Origin of the sequence: Hyphomicrobium denitrificans ATCC 51888, assembly GCF_000143145.1 — a bacterium.
Lineage (GTDB): Bacteria > Pseudomonadota > Alphaproteobacteria > Rhizobiales > Hyphomicrobiaceae > Hyphomicrobium_B > Hyphomicrobium_B denitrificans.
In genome coordinates, this window is the sequence record NC_014313.1 from 3344216 (window position 1) to 3362814 (window position 18599).

18 protein-coding genes are annotated in these 18599 nt (G+C 60.8%); 10 read left to right on the plus strand and 8 right to left on the minus strand.

All coding sequences use genetic code 11. The annotated features are described in order from the left end of the window. Positions 1–13 precede the first annotated feature (13 nt). The 4 genes from coaE to HDEN_RS16190 are packed head-to-tail and all read right to left on the minus strand — an operon-like array spanning position 14 to position 2913. On the minus strand, positions 14–631 hold the full coding sequence (gene coaE / locus HDEN_RS16175) for a dephospho-CoA kinase (RefSeq protein WP_013217223.1): 618 nt from the start codon (positions 629–631) through the stop codon (positions 14–16). Then, a complete protein-coding gene (locus tag HDEN_RS16180) occupies positions 625–1461 on the minus strand; it encodes a shikimate dehydrogenase (protein ID WP_013217224.1) in 837 nt (278 codons plus the stop codon). Before HDEN_RS16180 ends, coaE begins: the two co-directional genes overlap by 7 nt. After that, a complete protein-coding gene (locus tag HDEN_RS16185; RefSeq protein ID WP_013217225.1) occupies positions 1458–2069 on the minus strand; it encodes a Maf family protein in 612 nt (203 codons plus the stop codon). The genes HDEN_RS16180 and HDEN_RS16185 overlap by 4 nt, the downstream gene beginning before the upstream one ends. Then, positions 2062–2913 carry a pyruvate, water dikinase regulatory protein gene (locus HDEN_RS16190; RefSeq protein ID WP_013217226.1) on the minus strand — a complete coding sequence of 284 codons (852 nt, stop codon included), beginning with the start codon at positions 2911–2913 and terminating at the stop codon, positions 2062–2064. Before HDEN_RS16190 ends, HDEN_RS16185 begins: the two co-directional genes overlap by 8 nt. Positions 2914–3363: 450 nt before the next feature. Between HDEN_RS16190 and hemE the strand changes: the two genes are divergently transcribed. The 3 genes from hemE (at position 3364) to rho (ending at position 6418) form a co-directional block, all read left to right on the plus strand. Further along, entirely contained in the window at positions 3364–4416 is a 1053-nt protein-coding gene (gene hemE, locus HDEN_RS16195) for a uroporphyrinogen decarboxylase (protein ID WP_041922107.1), read from the plus strand. A gap of 16 nt (positions 4417–4432) precedes the next feature. Further along, positions 4433–4942: a protoporphyrinogen oxidase HemJ gene (gene hemJ, locus HDEN_RS16200; RefSeq protein ID WP_013217228.1), complete on the plus strand. Its 510-nt coding sequence runs from the start codon at positions 4433–4435 to the stop codon at positions 4940–4942. A gap of 210 nt (positions 4943–5152) precedes the next feature. Then, positions 5153–6418 (plus strand): transcription termination factor Rho, encoded by a 1266-nt coding sequence (gene rho, locus HDEN_RS16205; protein ID WP_013217229.1) that lies wholly within the window; start codon positions 5153–5155, stop codon positions 6416–6418. A 101-nt stretch (positions 6419–6519) separates the two neighbouring features. Here rho and HDEN_RS16210 read toward each other — a convergent pair whose 3' ends face one another. Both HDEN_RS16210 and HDEN_RS16215 read right to left on the minus strand, forming a co-directional pair. Further along, positions 6520–7482, minus strand: a complete 963-nt coding sequence (locus HDEN_RS16210; RefSeq protein ID WP_041922108.1) for a sterol desaturase family protein — start codon at positions 7480–7482, stop codon at positions 6520–6522. Positions 7483–7555: 73 nt separating this feature from the next. Continuing rightward, on the minus strand, positions 7556–9592 hold the full coding sequence (locus HDEN_RS16215) for a thioredoxin domain-containing protein (protein WP_013217231.1): 2037 nt from the start codon (positions 9590–9592) through the stop codon (positions 7556–7558). Positions 9593–9666: 74 nt separating this feature from the next. Between HDEN_RS16215 and mnmE the strand changes: the two genes are divergently transcribed. From mnmE to coaA, 7 genes are all read left to right on the plus strand, one after another. Continuing rightward, entirely contained in the window at positions 9667–10980 is a 1314-nt protein-coding gene (gene mnmE, locus HDEN_RS16220) for a tRNA uridine-5-carboxymethylaminomethyl(34) synthesis GTPase MnmE (RefSeq protein WP_041922109.1), read from the plus strand. A gap of 190 nt (positions 10981–11170) precedes the next feature. Continuing rightward, the gene (gene mnmG, locus HDEN_RS16225) at positions 11171–13042 is read left to right on the plus strand and encodes a tRNA uridine-5-carboxymethylaminomethyl(34) synthesis enzyme MnmG (protein WP_013217233.1); all 1872 of its coding nucleotides are present in this window, start codon (positions 11171–11173) and stop codon (positions 13040–13042) included. Continuing rightward, the gene (gene rsmG, locus HDEN_RS16230; protein WP_013217234.1) at positions 13042–13701 is read left to right on the plus strand and encodes a 16S rRNA (guanine(527)-N(7))-methyltransferase RsmG; all 660 of its coding nucleotides are present in this window, start codon (positions 13042–13044) and stop codon (positions 13699–13701) included. Before mnmG ends, rsmG begins: the two co-directional genes overlap by 1 nt. Positions 13702–13705: 4 nt before the next feature. Then, positions 13706–14554 carry a ParA family protein gene (locus HDEN_RS16235; protein ID WP_013217235.1) on the plus strand — a complete coding sequence of 283 codons (849 nt, stop codon included), beginning with the start codon at positions 13706–13708 and terminating at the stop codon, positions 14552–14554. A gap of 60 nt (positions 14555–14614) precedes the next feature. Beyond that, positions 14615–15493, plus strand: a complete 879-nt coding sequence (locus HDEN_RS16240) for a ParB/RepB/Spo0J family partition protein (protein WP_013217236.1) — start codon at positions 14615–14617, stop codon at positions 15491–15493. A 110-nt stretch (positions 15494–15603) separates the two neighbouring features. Beyond that, positions 15604–15936 (plus strand): phosphoribosyl-ATP diphosphatase, encoded by a 333-nt coding sequence (locus HDEN_RS16245; RefSeq protein WP_013217237.1) that lies wholly within the window; start codon positions 15604–15606, stop codon positions 15934–15936. Next, positions 15933–16940 (plus strand): type I pantothenate kinase, encoded by a 1008-nt coding sequence (gene coaA, locus HDEN_RS16250; protein WP_013217238.1) that lies wholly within the window; start codon positions 15933–15935, stop codon positions 16938–16940. Before HDEN_RS16245 ends, coaA begins: the two co-directional genes overlap by 4 nt. A gap of 169 nt (positions 16941–17109) precedes the next feature. Here coaA and HDEN_RS16255 read toward each other — a convergent pair whose 3' ends face one another. Both HDEN_RS16255 and HDEN_RS16260 read right to left on the minus strand, forming a co-directional pair. After that, positions 17110–17385, minus strand: coding sequence for a hypothetical protein (locus HDEN_RS16255; protein ID WP_013217239.1), 276 nt, complete (start codon positions 17383–17385; stop codon positions 17110–17112). A 194-nt stretch (positions 17386–17579) separates the two neighbouring features. After that, the gene (locus HDEN_RS16260) at positions 17580–18575 is read right to left on the minus strand and encodes an adenosine kinase (RefSeq protein WP_013217240.1); all 996 of its coding nucleotides are present in this window, start codon (positions 18573–18575) and stop codon (positions 17580–17582) included. Positions 18576–18599 lie beyond the last annotated feature (24 nt).

Below are 18599 nucleotides of genomic sequence, written 5' to 3' on the forward strand. Positions count from 1 at the left end.
GTCGCGGCGATTTCTAATCGCGCCAATGGCGATCGAAGGCATCGCCGTCGCGGCCTCTCAGCTTATCGATAACGGCATCGATTTGGCTGTTGCAGCTCTCGACGGTTCCGGCTGTTTCCACAACGAAATCCGCGAGAGCGCGCTTTTTTTCTTCTGAGAGCTGGCGGCTGCGAATTGTCGCGAATTTCGATTCCGTCATTCCCGGGCGCGACAGAACACGCGCGCGTTGCGTCGCCTCGTCCGCGCTGACCACCACGATGACGTCGACCGCGCCATAGCCGCCAGCCTCGAAAAGCAGGGGCACTTCGAGGACGGCGATCGGGGTGCCCTTGGCGTGCTCGGCTTGAATGAAGCGGCGTTCGCCTGCGCGGATTCTCGGATGCACGATCCGTTCAAGGTCAGCGAATTTTTCCGGCTTGCCGAGCAGTAGCGCCGACAATTTCGCGCGATCGACTTTGCCGTCCGTTGTCGCGCCGGGAAACGCCTGCTCGATCTCGTCGGCCAGCGGTCCGGCGTAAAGCCGGTGCACTTCGCGGTCGGCGTCGAAAACGGGAATGCCACGTTCGAGAAACCGCGCGGCGGCCGTGGATTTTCCCATGCCGATCGAGCCCGTCAGGCCGACGATCAGCATTTGGCACCGCCGATATCGCGCGCGATGATCTGATAGAGCTCGGACGTAACGACGGGGCGCACGCCGAACCATTTTTCAAAGCCGGGGACGGCCTGGTGCAGCAACATGCCGAGGCCATCGACACCGATCAGTCCGTTGGCGCGCGCCGTTTGCAAGAATTCCGTTTCGAGCGGCACGTAAACGAGATCAGCGGCGACGGCACCTGACTGCGCGCGCGTGAACTCGATGCCGACGGAGCCGGCGCCGTTCATGCCCAACGTCGTCGTGTTGACGATGACGGCAGCTTCCGGGACGTGCTCGTTTCTGTCGTCCCAGGCATGGGCCGAGACGCGCGCGCCGAAATGACGGACAAGGTCCTGTGCACGATCCAGCGTGCGATTGAAGACGCGAACATCGCCGATACCGGCTTCGAGAAATCCGTAGACGACGGCGCGCGCCGAGCCGCCGGCGCCGAGGATCAGAACCGGCCCGGCTCGTTTGCGCCAATCGGGCGCGGCGGCATCGAGATTGGCCATGAAGCCGTAGGTATCGGTGTTCGCGCAGGCCAAGCGACCGCCTTCGAGCCAGAGCGTATTCGCGGCGCTGACGGCGACGGCTGAGAGATCACGAATGGCGGCAAGTGCGAATGCCGTCTCCTTATGCGGGACCGTGACGTTGCAGCCCGCGAGTCCCAGCGCTTGCAACGACTGCAAAAAGGTTTGCAGATCTTCGGGCTTCACCGGCTCACGCGTATAGGAGCCATCAATCCCGTATTGCCGCAGCCAGTGATTGTGAATGAGCGGCGAGCGCGAGTGCGCGATCGGCCAGCCGATGACACAGGCGCGCGTCATGCCGTGACCATGCCTTCGTGACGGAGGCGCGCCAGAAGCTCCAGCAGCGGGATACCGAGGATCGTGAAATAATCGCCGTCGATTTCCTCGAACAGCTGCACGCCCGGACCTTCGATTTCATAGCAGCCGACGATCTGAAGCGCCCGCTCGCCCATTTTTTCGAGGTAGCAGCCGAGAAATTCGTCGGAGAACGAGCGCATCGTCATCTCGGCCGTCGCGCTTGTTTGCCAATGGACTTCGCCATTGCGCGCCAGTGCAACCGCCGAGACGAGTTCATGCGTTCGGCCGCGCAGCATCGACAGAATTTCGCGGGCTTCGGCGAGATTTTCAGCTTTGGAGAAAAATTTGCCGCCCAGCGTCAGGACCTGATCGGCGCCCACGACGAGAGCATTCGGGTGCTCGATCGAAACGAGGCGGGCTTTTTCCGCCGCGAGAACGCTGGCGATGTCGCTGCCTTCGACGTTTGCGGTCGCGCCTACGATGGCGTCGCGAATTTTGCCTTCATCGATGTTTGCCGGAATGACATCGAAGATCAGCCCCGTCGCTTCGAGAAGGGTTCGGCGCGCCGCGCTGCCGGACGCCAGAATCAAACGGGTGGCTTCAGGCACGAGGTGACTCCGATTCCGATTTCAAGCCGGATTTGCGATCCTGCAAAAGCTTCAAGATCATTGTCGCGGCTTCTTCGATCGAACGGCGCGTGACGTCGATGATGGGCCAGCTGTATTGCGCCGCGAGTTTCCGCGTGTAGGCGATTTCGGCGGAGATCAGATCACGATCGACATAGGATTCGAGATCGCGATCGGCCATCAGCACGGCGCGATTGCGACGCACGTCGGCGATGCGATCGACGTTGGCGATCAGGCACACGATGAACGCGGAGTGCGGTTCGAGCAGTTGTTCGGGCAACGGCACCTGCGGGACGAGCGGCAGGTTGGTCGTCTTGTAGCCGCGCTGGGCGAGATAGAGACTGGTCGGCGTTTTCGAAGTGCGCGAAATGCCGAGAAGCACGATATCGGCATCGCTCAGGTTGTCCGGCAGGCGGCCGTCGTCGTGCGCCATCGTGAAATTCATCGCATCGATGCGGCGGAAATAATCGGCATCGAGCACGTGCTGGCCGGCAACGGTCGGCGTTTGCGGCGCGCCGAGATAACTCTCGAACACCTGCATGATCGGTTGCAGCACCGCGAGGCATGGAATTTTGAGTTGCTGGCAATGCGTCTCGAGTTCATCCGCCAGCGCCTTGTTGACCACGGTGTAGAGAACGATGCCCGGTTCCTGCGCAATGTCGCTCAGCACGCGCTTCAGCTGGCGTTGCGTGCGCACAAGCGGATGCACATGCTCGATGGCGCGTATGTTCTGATACTGGACCGTCGCCGCCTTCGCGATCGCAACCAATGTCTCTCCGGTCGCGTCCGAGACGAGGTGCATGTGGAACATGCTCGGCAATGCCATCGACGGTGCCTGTCTCTTAAATTGCGAACGGAGCCTGTTTAAAAGTCGGACGTTATGCACGCCAGGGGGCGAGACGGAGAAGGTTGAGATAACAACCGCCGTTTCACCCACGGCGATACCCACATCTCGGCGAAAACGGAAGAGATTGTTCGACGAAACGTCATCCCTATGGACAACCGATCTGTCCAATGCCCATACGCGGGTTGTCAACAAGGTCTGCAATCGTTGCCGATACGCAGGGCATCGACAAGCCGTTGATTAACGTGAGGCTTATCGGTCTATTGCTTTGGGAAGCGAAAACACACTATCGATCGTAGGGAGATTGGTTGCGTGTTGGCAGGCTGTTGATCGGCGGAGGATGAAGGACTGATCCCCGATTACCACGGCGCTAAGAGTCTTAAAAATAACTTTCAAGAAATTCTGGATTTCTAAGTGAAGGGAAGTGACGTGGTGCGTGAGGCAGATGGCGGCGTTTCAGAACGGCGCTTTCTAAAACCGTTTTCGGGGAAGGCGGTTTCACCGCCACCCGTGTGGCTGATGCGTCAGGCTGGCCGCTATCTTCCCGAATACCGGCAGGTGCGCGCCGAAGCCGGGAGTTTTCTCAAGCTGTGCTACACGCCGCGCCTCGCGGCCGAGGTCACGCTGCAGCCGATCCGGCGGTTCGGTTTCGATGCCGCGATTTTGTTTTCCGATATTCTGGTCGTTCCCGATGCGCTCGGACAGACGGTGCGGTTCGAGGAAGGCGAAGGCCCACGGCTCGATCCGATTCAGACGCTTGCTGACCTCGACCGACTCGCCCTATCGAACACCGAGACGAAGTTTTCGCTTGTTTGCGAAACGGTCGAGCGGCTCCGGCGAGAGCTGCCGCGTGAAACGGCATTGATTGGATTTTGCGGGGCTCCGTGGACGGTTGCGACGTATGTGGCGGAAGGCAGGGGATCGTCCGATCAGAGCGCGGCGCGGCAGTGGGCGTATCGCGATCCGGATGGGTTCCAGCGGCTCATCGCGCTGCTGACGGATGCGTCGATCGAATACTTGTCGGGTCAGGTGCGTGCTGGCGCCGATGCGCTGCAGATTTTCGATAGCTGGGCTGGAAGTCTTGCCGAAGATCAATTCCAGCGCTGGGTGATTGCTCCGACGGCGAAGATTGTTCGCGAAGTTCGCGCCCGGCATCCGGACGTGCCGATCATCGGATTTCCACGCGGGTCAGCGGCGTTGCTCGACAGCTATCTCGAGGGAACGGGCGTCGACGGTGTGAGCTGCGATACATCGTGTCCCCTGGGCTTGATGCAGGAGACGGCGCGCAAAGGCCGGGTCGTGCAGGGCAACCTCGATCCGTTGCTGCTGGCGGCCGGCGGCGAAGCTCTCGACAAGCGCGTCGATGACATCCGCGATGCGATGACCGGGCTGCCGTTCGTATTCAATCTTGGGCACGGGATCGTCCCGCACACGCCACCCGAAAACGTTGCGCGCCTGGTTGAGCGGTTGCGCAGGAGCCGTTGAGACGAAAGGGACTGCGATGACCTCACCGATGGTTCGAGCGGTGCTCTCGCTGGTCATAACGGCGGTCGCTGCCGGCGTGCTGATCATTGCGGGCAGCGACGCGCTCTATCCGTGGGTCAAGGCTTTCCACGTTATCGCGGTGATCGCGTGGATGGCGGGCATGCTCTATCTGCCGCGACTTTTTGTCTACCATGCCGACACGCCGGTCGGTTCCGCTCAGTCCGAGACCTTCAAGGTGATGGAGGGGCGGCTGCTCAACGTCATCACGTCGCCGGCGATGATCGTCGCCTGGGTGCTGGGCATCTGGCTTGTATGGCAAAGCGGTTATTGGGCGGCGCCCTGGTTCCACGCCAAGCTCACCTGTGTGCTGCTTCTCTCAGGCGTGCACGGATACCTCTCGGCCGCGACGCGGGCTTTCCGGGAAGACCGCAACACCAAATCGGCCCGGCACTGGCGGATCATCAACGAGATTCCGACCGTGCTCATGATCATCATCGTGATCATGGTGATCGTGAAGCCGTTTTGACACTCTAGGCAGGATCGCGGCGACCTGCTATAAGCGTGCGTCCTCATATGGATTTTGGCAGACGGCACGTTCTGACGTGGTCATGAAACCCGTTGACGTCCGCAGCATTATGACAGAGCGCCCGCTCTGTCGCCGTCGGGCCATCTCATTCACCTCACCACATCCACGATGCCACCGCCCGAGTGGCGCCCCCCGCGGAGTTCTTTTTCAATGAAACAAATGAAGCTCGAGGACCTGAAGCGGAAATCTCCCGCCGAGCTTGTCACGTTTGCCGAAGAAACCGGGGTCGAGAACGCTTCGACCCTGCGGAAGCAGGAACTGATGTTCGCGACGCTGAAGCAGCTCGCGACGCAGGAAACCGAAATCACGGCGACTGGAGTCGTCGAGGTTCTGCAGGACGGTTTCGGCTTTTTGAGATCGCCGGAAGCGAACTATCTTCCCGGTCCCGACGATATTTATGTGTCGCCGTCGCAGATCCGGCGATTTGCGCTTCGGACCGGTGATACGGTCGAAGGCCAGATCCGGTCGCCGAAGGATGGCGAGCGCTATTTCGCGCTGCTCAAAGTCTCGAACATCAACTTCGAAGACCCCGAGAAGGCCAAACATAAGAGCCATTTCGACAACCTAACGCCGCTCTATCCGACGAAGTGGCTGAAGCTCGAGATCGAAGATCCGACGATCAAGGATTTCTCTTCGCGCGTCATCGATATCGTGTCGCCGCTCGGCAAAGGCCAGCGCGCCCTGATCGTCGCGCCGCCGCGCACCGGTAAGACCGTGCTGTTGCAGAACATCGCGCACTCGATCACGGCCAATCATCCCGAGTGCTATCTGATCGTGCTGCTGATCGACGAGCGGCCGGAAGAAGTCACCGACATGCAGCGCAACGTCAAAGGCGAGGTGATTTCCTCGACCTTCGACGAACCGCCGTCACGTCACGTCCAAGTCTCGGAGATGGTCATCGAGAAGGCTAAGCGTCTCGTTGAGCATAAGAGGGACGTCGTCATTCTGCTCGACTCGATCACGCGTCTCGGTCGTGCCTACAACACTGTTGTTCCGTCATCCGGCAAGGTTTTGACTGGCGGCGTCGACTCGAATGCGTTGCAGCGGCCGAAGCGGTTCTTCGGTGCGGCCCGCAATATCGAGGAAGGCGGTTCGCTGACCATCATCGCGACAGCGCTGATCGACACCGGATCGCGCATGGACGAAGTGATCTTCGAAGAATTCAAGGGTACAGGCAACTCGGAAATCATCCTGGACCGCAAGGTCTCGGACAAGCGCGTGTTCCCGGCGATCGACGTGGCGCGCTCCGGCACGCGCAAAGAGGATTTGCTGGTGCCGCGCGATCAGCTCAAGAAGGTCTACGTCCTGCGCCGCATCCTCAATCCGATGGGCACGATGGACGCGATCGAGTTCCTGATCGACAAGCTGCGCTCGACGAAGACCAATGGCGAGTTCTTCCAGTCGATGAATACGTGAGGCGATCGTTTCACGGGAAAATCAAAAGGCCGCCCGTTCGAGGCGGCCTTTTTTGTGTCGAATGCTTTGGAGAGCATTGAGCCGAGTTGTAGCGCGAAATCTTATTCCGCGGCGTCCAAGAGGCGGCGGGCTTCCTGGGCCGGGGTCTCGGACTTCGGCTTATACCGCTCGGGCTCGCCGGCGCCGGGCTTGTATACGAACGGAAGCACCATCTGTTCGACGAAGCCTTTGGGGAAGTGCGGTAGCTCGTCGACACCCATGTCCTTCGAGGTGATGGGGCGCGGCGGCTTCTCATGGAATGTGCCGAGCAGGCGGTCCCAAACCGTCAGCAGCAGACCGAAGTTGCAATCGCCCTCGGTGCCCCAGTTCACGTGATGGAGGTGATGCACGCGGCCAATCGAAAGATGGCGTGCCAGCGGTCCGAGGCGCGTATCGACGTTGGAGTGCTGGACGATCAGCGTCACCGAGATCAGGAAGCCGAGCACGACGGCGACCGGCACCGGCATGCCGATGATGACGAGCGGCATGTTGCCGACGACCATGTCGATCACCTGGTGCAGCGGATGACGGATCACGCCGTTGAGGCCGTAGAGACGGCCCACACCGTGATGCACGGAGTGCAGGCGCCACAGCACGGGCAGGCGATGGCTCAGGTAGTGCATCGCCATGAAGGCGAAATCGGCGACCAGGAAGGCCATCAGCACCTGGCCCCACATCGGCCATTCGGTGGGCCACAAACCCTGGAACGGGAACAGCCAGCAGATGACCGGGATGAGGAACACGCCGTTGATGGCGGAGGTCTCATAAGCGATGATGTGCAGGATATTGGTCTGCGTGTCGCCGTGGGCGTGATGATCGTTCCAGTCCTCGAAGAACGGCGCGATCTTTTCGGCGCCGAAGGCGCAGAGGTATGCGATGCCGAGCAGCGGGACGATCAGCAGGTACGCCCATGTGAGCCCACGGGCGACGACAAGCTCGGACACGACCCAGTAGGCAGCGCCCGTCAATCCGAACATCATAAACGGCGCGTAGCCGTATCGAACGATCTCACGGAGAGTTTTCATAGGGCTTGTATAGTCCTCAGGCAGGATCATCGCCAAGCACATGATCCGCGCAGGTTTTCAATCCGGTAAACGATCAGGCTGCGACGCCGGCTCCGGTTCTTGCTCCGAGCAAAGCCTGGCGCAGTTTTTCGGGCTCCTGGATGGGTGCGCTGCAGACCGGGCCGACGCAAACATAAGCGGTTGATTTTCCGTCGATCATCGACTTCCCGCCGAACAGTGAACTTTGCCCCGATTGGGCTTCGCTCAAACCTACGAATTCCAAGGCTCCAGGGATGGACAACCGCTGCAGTTCGCCGCGGAGGTCGCAGGGTCCCGGGGGCGCCTGTATTGCGACTTGAACCACACGATCCGCGTCGAGTTCCGCCGCGAGGAGCGCGCAGTGGCTGATCGGCGTATGTGCCACGGCGGATGCAAACGCCTGCGAGAGGCGGCGTGCCCGATCGTCGTATGCCGCATCGCCCGTCAAAGCCGCGAGCGCGATGAGGTTTGAGAGTTGTATGGCGTTTGCGTTGGGGGCGGCATCGTCGGTCGCGGATTTCAACCGGACGACGACGTCCAAGGTGTCATCGGCGGCGGTGAAGTAACCGCCGCGATCCTCGTCCCAATAGTGCTTGTCCAGAATGCGGGTCCATTGCTGGGCCTGGTCGAGATAGCGTTCGGAGCCCGTGGCGGTGAACAGGCGGATCGCGGCCCAGGTCATGTTGGCGTAGTCGGATGCCGTCGCCGGTGCCTTGGCGAGGCCGCTGCGATAGGCGTGGAACAGGCGGCCGTCCGAGGCGGCGAGTTTGGTAGTGATGGCTGAGAACGCGCGTTCCGCTAGCGCGAGCCACGCGGGCTGTTCGAGCACGATTGCGGCTCGCGAGATCGCGGCGATCGCGAGACCATTCCAATCGGCGAGGATCTTGTCGTCCCATCCCGGCCGGATGCGCGAGGCGCGGCGCTCCAGCAGTTTCGCGCGCAGACTCGTGAGACGCGCTTCGTCTTCCTCCGACAGGAATGCGAGAGAGCCCAGTCGATTGAGGATCGTATGACCCTCGAAGTTGCCGCCGGGGACGACGCCGTACACACGTGAAAAGAACGCAGCGTCCTCCGCGCCCAATACGTCTTCGATTTCGTCTGCGTTCCAGACGTAGAACTTGCCTTCCTCGCCTTCGCTATCGGCGTCGAGCGAAGCGGCAAAGCCTCCAGCCTCGCCGATCATCTCGCGTTCGATCCAGGCAATCGTTTCGGCGACGCGTGTCTTGAAGAGAGGGTCCTGTGTTTCGCGCCAGACCTCGGTCATCAGATCGATCAGCAGCGCGTTGTCGTAGAGCATCTTTTCGAAGTGCGGGACGAGCCAGTACTCATCGACCGAGTAGCGCGAGAACCCGCCGCCGAGATGATCGTAGATGCCGCCCTGGCAGATATGGCGCAAGGTCGTGATGACGCCGTTCTTGGCGTCCGCATTGTCATCGCGAATGCCGACGCGCCAGAGCAGCCAGAAGATGCTCCACTGCGGGAACTTCGGCGCTCCGGACAGTCCGCCATACTCGCGATCGACGGCGCGCGAGATGGCAGCGGCCACATCCTCGGTGGCAGGTCGCGGCTGCCGGGGCGCGTTGTCTCCTGGGGCCGTCTTCAACGCAGCGAGCAGAGCTTCGGTGTTGTTGCGCACGTCGTCGCGCTGATTGGCGTAGGCTTCCGCGATCCGCAGCAGCACCGTCACGAACGCAGGACGGCCGTAGCGCGCTTCACGTGGAAAATAGGTGCCGCCCCAAAACGGCTTCGCATCGCTGTCGAGGAACATCGTCAGCGGCCAGCCGCCTTGCTCACCGAGCTGATGCAGCGCGCCCATGTAGATCGCGTCGATATCGGGACGCTCCTCGCGATCGACTTTGATGTTGATGAAGAACTCATTCATGACCTCGGCGGTGCCGGGATCTTCGAAGCTCTCGTGCGCCATCACGTGGCACCAGTGACAGGCCGCATAACCGACGGACAGAAGGATCGGTTTGCCGGTGCGTTTGGCTTCCGCGAGCGCTTCGGGACCCCAGGCCCACCAATGCACCGGGTTATCCTTGTGCTGAAGAAGATAGGGGCTCGTCTCGTACTGCAGTCGGTTTTCGCTCATGTCGGACTGTCTGCTCGGCGGTCTGAAGGGTGGATCATGTTGCGAAGGCGCGGATGTACGAGTACGCGAATGCCATGACTGATGCTTCAACTATCTTTGCGCTTTCGAGCGCACCGGGACGTGCGGCGCTGTCCGTCATTCGTATTTCCGGTCCGGCCGTGCGGAACGTGCTGGAGACGATGACGGCGCCGGTTCCGAAACCGCGCGTCGCAGCATTCCGGACCATCCGGCATCCGGACACCGGGGAAGCGCTCGATCGTGCGGTGGTATTGTGGTTCGCGGCACCCAACAGCGAAACAGGAGAAGACGTCGCCGAGTTCCAGGGGCATGGCAGCCGGGCTGCGGTCGCTGCCATCCTCGGTGCGCTGGGAACAGTCAAAGGATGCCGCCTGGCGGAACCCGGCGAATTCGCGCGCCGCGGCTTCGAGAATGGCAAGATGGATCTGGCCGAGATCGAAGGTCTTGGCGATCTCATCGAGGCGGAGACGGAAGCCCAGCGCCGGCAGGCTTTGGCACAATCGTCGGGGACGCTGTCGAAGCTCTACGAGAGCTGGCGGACGCGGTTGATCGAGATTGCGGCATTGACCGAGGCGGCGATCGACTTTTCCGACGAAGGGGACGTTTCGGCGTCGTCGTTTGCAGACGCGCGAAAGCGGGCGGATGCGCTGTCGGCGGAAATCGGCGCGCATCTCGATGACGGGCATCGGGGCGAGATCGTGCGCGACGGGTTTCGCGTGGCGCTTCTCGGGGCTCCGAATGCGGGCAAGTCGAGCCTGCTGAACGCGCTGGCGAAGCGCGACGCCGCGATCGTGTCGGAGGAAGCCGGGACCACGCGCGACGTGATCGAGGTTCGGCTGGATCTGGCCGGTTTGCCGGTGGTCGTCTCGGACACCGCCGGAATTCGCGAAGCGGAGAGCCTGGTCGAGCAGGAGGGCATTCGGCGCAGTCTTGCCGCCGCCCGTGATGCCGATCTCGTAGTTTGGTTGAGCGAGGCGGGCGACTCAACGCCTCCCGAGCCAATTTCACGTGAAACAAGCCTTGCAATTCGTTCCAAAGCTGATCTTTGCCGGGAATCAACAGCAGATTTGCTGGCGGTCTCGGCTGTAACCGGCGAGGGCCTGGACCGGCTGGTGGCTGAGATTGCCCGGCGTGCCAGCGAGGCCGTCGGGACGCGGACGGACCCAGCGTTGACGCGGGTGCGGCACCGGCAAAGCCTCGAAGCGGCCAGGGACGAGATCCAAGCGTTTCTGAACGGGGATTCTGGAGCGGTCGAGCTCCGGGCTGAGGACGTTCGGCGGGCGGCTCATGCCATCGGGCGAATTACGGGCCGCGTCGATGTCGAGGACGTGCTGGATCAGGTTTTCAGCCGGTTCTGCATCGGGAAATGACGTGGTTAACAGAGTGTTTCACGTGAATCAGCTTGACGGGACTCAGTCCGGCTGAACCGTTTTGTTTCACGTGAATCAAAGTTTGTTAACCAACTCGAACGCTGAGGCGGTGTTTTTGAGGCCTCGCCGGGCGTTGAGGCGCGAAGAAGCGCCCTTTTGCGCCGTTTGGGGATGAGGTAGGGATCTGCCCATGACTTCTCGAACCTACGACGTGATTGTTGTCGGCGGCGGGCACGCCGGGACCGAGGCAGCGGCCGCTGCAGCGCGGATGGGTGCGCGCACGGCACTGGTGACCCATTCGTTCGCGACCGTCGGCGAGATGTCGTGCAATCCGGCGATCGGCGGGCTCGGAAAAGGGCACCTCGTCCGGGAAATCGATGCGCTCGACGGTCTGATGGGCCGGGTCGCGGACGTAGCCGGCATCCAGTTCCGGCTGCTCAATCGTTCGAAGGGGCCGGCGGTACATGGTCCGAGGACCCAGGCCGACCGGAAGCTTTACCGTCAGGCCATGCAGGCGGAAATCGCCGCCATTCCTGGACTCGATGTCGTTGAGGGCGGAGTCGAGGACCTGATCGTCGAGGATGGCCGGGTCGCGGGTGTCGTTACGGGCGACGGCCGAGCTTTGAGCGCCGGGGCGGTGGTGCTCACGACGGGCACGTTCCTCAACGGCCTCATTCATATGGGCGAGCAGAAGATCCCGGCTGGTCGCGCCGGGGAAGCGCCCGCCTTGAAGCTGTCGGATCGTCTTTATGCGCTGGGTCTGAAGCTCGGGCGCCTGAAGACCGGAACGCCCGCACGTCTCGACGGCAAGTCGATCGATTGGTCCGGCCTCGAGATGCAGAAGGCCGACGACGAGCCGGTGCCGTTCTCGTTTCTCACCGAGCGGGTGACGACGCCGCAGATCGCGTGCGGGATCACCTACACGACGCCGGAAACGCACGACATCATTCGTGCGAATCTCGCGCGTTCGCCGATGTTTTCGGGGCAAATCGAGAGCATTGGGCCGCGCTACTGCCCGTCGATCGAGGACAAGGTCGTGCGTTTCGCGGACCGCTCCTCGCATCAGATTTTCCTCGAGCCGGAAGGGCTCGATGACGACACGATTTATCCGAATGGCGTTTCAACGTCGCTGCCGGTCGAGGTGCAGGACGCGTTTCTCAGGACGATGCCGGGCCTCGCCAATGTCGTCATCAAGCGGCCCGGCTATGCGATCGAATACGACTATGTCGATCCGCGGGAGCTGACGTCCGGGTTGGAAGTGAAGCGTCTGCCGCGGTTGTTTCTTGCCGGGCAGATCAACGGTACGACCGGGTACGAGGAAGCGGGCGCGCAGGGGCTGCTTGCCGGCATCAACGCGGCGCTGGCGGCGGGAGGCGCGGGCGATCCGTTCGTGGTCTCGCGGACGGACGGGTATGTCGGCGTCATGGTCGACGATCTCGTGACGCGCGGGGTTTCGGAGCCCTATCGGATGTTCACGTCGCGCGCCGAGTTCCGGCTGAAGCTCCGGGCGGACAACGCCGATCAGCGCCTGACAGCTGCGGGAATCGTGCTGGGATGCGTCGGGCGCGCGCGTCAGGCGCATTTCGAAGCGAAAACGAAGGCGCTCAGCGAAGGCCTGAGCTTGTTGAACCAACTCTCGCTGACGCCGACCGAAGCGGCGCGGCATGGGTTGACGGTCAATCGTGACGGCCGGCGGCGGACGGCGTTCGAGCTTTTGTCGTTTCCGGATATCTCGTTCGATCACCTCATGCCGATTTGGCCGGAGCTTGGGGGCCTTGCACCGCAGATCGCCGCGCAATTGGGCGTGGACGCGCGTTATGCCGCCTATCTTCGGCGACAGGACGAAGACGTGGCGCAACTCAAGCGGGATGAAGCCGTGAGCATTCCGGTGGATTTCGATTACGGCGCTATTCCAAGCCTTTCGGCTGAGGTTCGTCAGAAATTGGTTCAGCACCGGCCCGGGACGATCGCGCAAGCGGGACGGATCGAGGGCGTTACCCCGGCGGCGTTGCTGACGCTGCTGGCGCGCGTCAAGGCGGGTCGCGCCCGCAAGTCCGCGTAATGGCGCCTCTCAAGCGGATCGATGCCCCCGAATCGTTTCAGGCTGAGTTCGGAATTTCACGTGAAACGCTAGATCGTCTAACAACTTATGCGCAAATTCTGACGCGCTGGCAGGCGACGATCAACCTGGTGGCGCCGAGCACGCTCGGCGATATCTGGAATCGGCATTTCGCCGACAGCGCCCAGCTCTGGCGATTTCGGCCGCCGAACGCCCGGAATTGGCTCGACATCGGCTCGGGCGCCGGATTTCCCGGACTTGTGCTCGCAATCATTGGTGCCGAAACCGGGGCGACTCACCATATCTTGATCGAAAGCGACGCGCGTAAAGCCGCTTTCTTGCGGGAAGTGGCCCGTGCGACCGGCATCACTGTGGACATCCTGTGCATGCGAATCGAAAATTCCGAGACTCGCGCTAAAGTAAAGTCGGTCGACTGCCTGACGGCGCGCGCACTCGCACCGCTTCCGCGCCTGCTTGAAATGTCGGCTCCTTATTTTACGTCCGCGACGCTCGGGTTGTTTCTAAAAGGCAAGGATGCGGCGGCCGAAGTCGAGCAAGCCGCGCAGGCCTGGCAGTTCGATTGTGAACTGAAGCCGAGCATGACGGATGCGGATGCCCGTATCGTGTTGCTCAACGCGTTGAAGCCCAAGAGGGAGGGGTAGTCCCGTGGCCGGCTACGTTTCAGGCGCGGGCGGCGCCAGCGCAGGTCCGCGCGTGGTGGCAATCGCCAATCAGAAGGGCGGCGTCGGCAAAACGACGACGGCCATCAATCTCGGTACGGCGCTCGCGGCCGTGGGCGAGCGCGTGCTCGTTCTCGACCTCGACTCGCAGGGCAACGCGTCGACCGGCCTCGGCATCGATCCGGAGTCGCGCTTCAAGACGTCATTCGACATTCTGACCGGTGCGGCGTCAATCCTCGATACCGTGCTGAAAACGGCGGTTCCAAATCTTTTCGTCGTTCCGGCGAACAGCGATCTCGTCGGCATCGATACGGCGCTTGCGGGCGATCCGCAGACGCGACCGTTCAAGCTGCGCGATGCGGTGACGGCGTTGGTCGGGCAGCAACGTAACCGCCCGGCCGACACGCATTTCAGCTACGTGCTGATCGATTGTCCGCCGTCGCTCAACGTTCTGACGCTCAATGCGATGACAGCGGCGCACGCGGTACTTGTTCCGGTGCAATGCGAATTCTTCGCGCTCGAAGGTATTTCGCAGCTCAAGGATTCGATCGAGCAGATCCGCGCCAGCCTCAATCCGCGTTTGGAAATTCAAGGCGTCGTGCTGACGATGCACGATCAACGCACGTCGCTGTCACGCGAGGTTGCCGACAACGTGCGCGCGTTCTTCGGGCCGAAGGTCTACGAGACGGTGATCCCGCGCAACACGCGCGTCGCGGAAGCGCCGTCGCACGGCAAGCCGCTGCTGCTCTACGATTACGATTGTGCGGGAAGCCAAGCCTACATTCGGCTCGCGACCGAAATTATCGAACGGGAAAAGCGCTTCAAGGCCGCGTAAGGCGAATCGAATTGTGCTTATTGTGAAACCGAGACTTTGTGAGCAGGGGGCAGTCCGAAAATGAACTCCGTCGTACCGAAGAGCCGACTTGGCCGCGGCCTGGCCTCTTTGATCGGAGAACCGGCGCCCCTCGGACATCGCCTGCCGCCGGAAGGCGAGCAGCGCATGGTGTCGATCGCGGAAGTAAAGTCGAGCCCGCTGAACCCGCGCAAGGATTTTCGCGATGAGGATTTGGCGGAGCTTGCGGAGTCGATCCGCACGAAAGGTCTTGTCCAGCCGATCGTCGTCCGGCCGAACGGAATGGCGGGCGGCTATGAGATCGTCGCGGGCGAACGCCGCTGGCGCGCGGCGCAAAAGGCCGGCGTTCATACCATCCCGGTCATCATCCGTGAGCTGACGGATCGCGAGCTGCTCGAACTCGCGATCATCGAAAACGTGCAGCGGCAGGACTTGAACGCGATCGAAGAGGCGACCGGCTATAGGGAACTCGTCGAGCGCTTCGATTACAGCCAGGAGCAGCTTTCGGAAATCATCGGCAAGAGCCGAAGTCACGTCGCTAATACGTTGCGGCTTCTGAAATTACCGACCGGCGTTCAGTCGCTGGTACAACAGGGGCAGCTGACGGCGGGTCACGCACGGGCGCTGATCGGACGCGATGACGCCGAGGTGCTGGCGCAGAAGATCATCAGTGACAGTTTGAACGTTCGCGACGTCGAGGCCATGGTTCACGGGCTCGGCAGCGAAACCGGTACGGCGGGCGGTATCCGCAAGCTGCGTGACAAGGACGCCGATACCAAAGCCTTCGAGAAGGAACTCACGGATCTTCTGGGCCTTAAGGTCGAGATCCGGAAGGGTTCGGGCGAAAGCGGCACGCTGGTCGTCAAGTACGGCAACTACGACCAGCTCGATTATATCCGCCAGCGGCTCGGCGGCGGCTGAGTTTTAAGGTTTTCGCGGTAATCCTCCTTTCGACCGCTTGACGTTCAGGCGGCGGGTTGATGGTGTGCGGTCGCATGGCGTCCAGCGCGCCGCCGCGAGATAAAGAGTTCATGAGTGATACGCATACATTGACGAAGCTGGCGGCGCTGATCCATTCGCGCCGCTCCGATAGCGCGGACAAATCGTATACGGCCCAACTGTTGAACGCAGGGCCAGAACGGTGCGCAAAGAAGTTCGGCGAAGAAGCGGTTGAAACGGTCATCGCCGCGCTCGGTTCAGATGCGTCGGCTCTAAGGGCCGAGGCCGCCGACACGCTCTATCATCTCTTGGTTCTGCTTGAATCGCGTCATGTCGCCTTCGACGATGTTTTGCGTGTTCTCGAAGGGCGCATGGGCATGTCCGGCATCGAGGAGAAGGCGTCACGTCCACAGAGCACATCGTGAAGGGCCGCGTCAGTTTCGAGGTGCGTAAGACTTCGAAAACCGATGACGCCAGCGGGGAGATCGAGGGCAAGCCTTTCTCTCCGTATCGCGTTTTCACGCGCGCGGAATGGGCGCGGCTTCGCGCCGATACGCCGATGCCCTTGCAGCGGCATGAACTCGAACAGCTGTCGGGTATTATCGAAGACGTTTCCGTCGAGGAAGTCGAAGCGATTTATCTACCGCTGTCGCGCTTGCTCAATCTCTACGTGGCGGCGGCGCAAAAGCTTTATTCCGTCAGCTCGGAATTCCTTGGGCGCAAGGACACGAAGGTTCCGTTCGTGATCGGCGTTGCAGGCTCCGTTGCCGTCGGCAAGAGCACGACGGCGCGTATTTTGAAAGCGCTGCTGGCGCGCTGGCCGGATCATCCGCGCGTCGATCTGATGACCACAGATGGATTTCTGTATCCCAACGCCGAGCTTGAACGGCGCGGGCTGATGGATCGCAAGGGCTTTCCTGAAAGCTTCGATACCGAGCGGCTTTTGCGCTTCCTCGGCAATATCAAATCGGGCGTCGCGCAGGTGTCGGCGCCGGTCTATTCGCACTTTCAATACGACGTGCTTCCGGGGCAGGAAATCACGATCGAGCAGCCTGATATTCTGATTATCGAGGGGCTCAATATTCTGCAGCCCGCCGAAATGCCCAAGGACGGAACGACAATTCCGTTCGTCTCCGACTTCATCGATTTCGCGATCTATATCGACGCCGATGTCGCGACGATCGAGAAGTGGTATATGGCGCGGTTCATGCGTTTGCGCAGCACGGCGTTTCGCGATCCCGGCGCTTATTTTCACAAGTACGCGGCGATGGCTCCCGACGAAGTGCGGCGCACGGCGCTCAGCCTTTGGCGCAACATCAACTTGAAGAACCTGGAGCAGAATATTTTGCCGACGCGCCGGCGCGCGCAGCTTATTTTGCAGAAGGCCGAAAATCATCGTGTGAAGGCGGCGCTGCTGCGCAAGCTTTGATCTTCGATGCGCCAGAGCGCGCGCAAAAAAATGGGCCGCTTGGGGTAGCGGCCCTCGGAGATATCACAGGAGTATAAAGTGCACGAAGGAATTGCGATCGGCGCGTCTAGAGCCTTTGTTTGATCGTGCTTCTTATCGGAAAACGGGTTCCCACTTTTCCGGAAGCACTCTAGCGAGCGACTGATTGCGCATGTTTCGCGTCGTTCGAAGCGTTGGCCGATACGACCAGGTCTTTGAACGAAGCGTGGGTGCCCAATGCGAAGACTTTGTATTTGTCGCGCAGCCGCCGGATGGCGGACGGGTCGGAATAACCCATTTGCCGGATTGCCGTCGTCGGGCGCAGGTCCGGCCGAATTCTCAAGAGTTCGGCAAGCTGTGCGAGACGCTGGTTATCGTCAATTCCAGTGCCTTTCGGCCGGCCGCGACGAATGGGAGTGTGGAGCATCAGGCGAACCTCAAAACGAAGCGATTCGTTGATTCCGACATTGCTCGAAGAATTCCCCTATTTCCAGGGAGAATAATTAATTCGCCAAATTGGACACGAAATACCCCCTAAAGATTCTCTTTTTGAACGCCGTTCATTTGGAATAGTATATGAAATGCGGACGGCGCGATTGCCTTTCCGGGATTCGGATACCTCTAAATGGCACCGCGCTGCTGAGCTAATTGATTGAGCGGAAGTTCGGGGCGGGCGCCGATATGGCTGATAATTTCGGCCGCCGCGAGGCTGGCCAAACGGCCGCAAATTTCGAGGCTATATCCCTTCGAATATCCGAATAGGAAACCGGCCGCGTAGAGATCTCCGGCGCCCGTCGTGTCGATCAATTCGGAAATGGGCTCGGGCGAAATTTCAATTGCGTCGCCGTCGGAAAAAATAACCGAACCTTTTGCGCTGCGTGTCAGCACTGCAAGCTTCGCATCCTTGCTCGCGTTCTTCGATGCGAGTTCGAATGACTCGGTTTGATAAAGCGATTTGATCTCGGATTCGTTTGCGAAAAGAATGTCGATGCCGGAACGAATGAGTTCGAGAAATTCGGCGCGATGACGATCGACGCAAAAGCCATCCGATAGAGTCAGCGCGACTTTGCGGCCCGCTGCTTTCGCGGTTTGCAGTGCTTTTCGAAATGCCTGTTTCGCTTGCGGTTCATCGAAGAGATAACCTTCGAGATAAAGAATTGCGGAGTCGCGAATTAAATCGAGATTCAATTGCGATTCATCGAGGCTCGTCGAAATTCCGAGAAATGTATTCATCGTGCGCTCGCCGTCGGGCGTGACGAGAATGAGAGAGCGCGACGTCGGTGCGCCGTTTGCGATCGGCGCAACATCGAATTCGACACCGATGGAACGAATGTCGTGCGTGAATATTTTTCCGAACTCGTCATTCGCAATGGTGCCGATGAATGCGGCTTTGCCACCGAAGGACGCAACGCCTGCGATCGTGTTGGCCGCCGAGCCGCCGGAGACTTCGACGGCACTTCCCATCGTGGCGTAAATGTTTTTGACGTCGTCGGCTCCGACGAGGCGCATGCTGCCTTTGCTTGCGCCGATGGTTGCAAGATAGGCTTCGTCGCAGCGGCCGATGATGTCGACGATCGCGTTGCCAATTCCGATGACGTCAAAGCGTGCCGCTGTCATGAAGATCCCCTGAATGAATTTGCG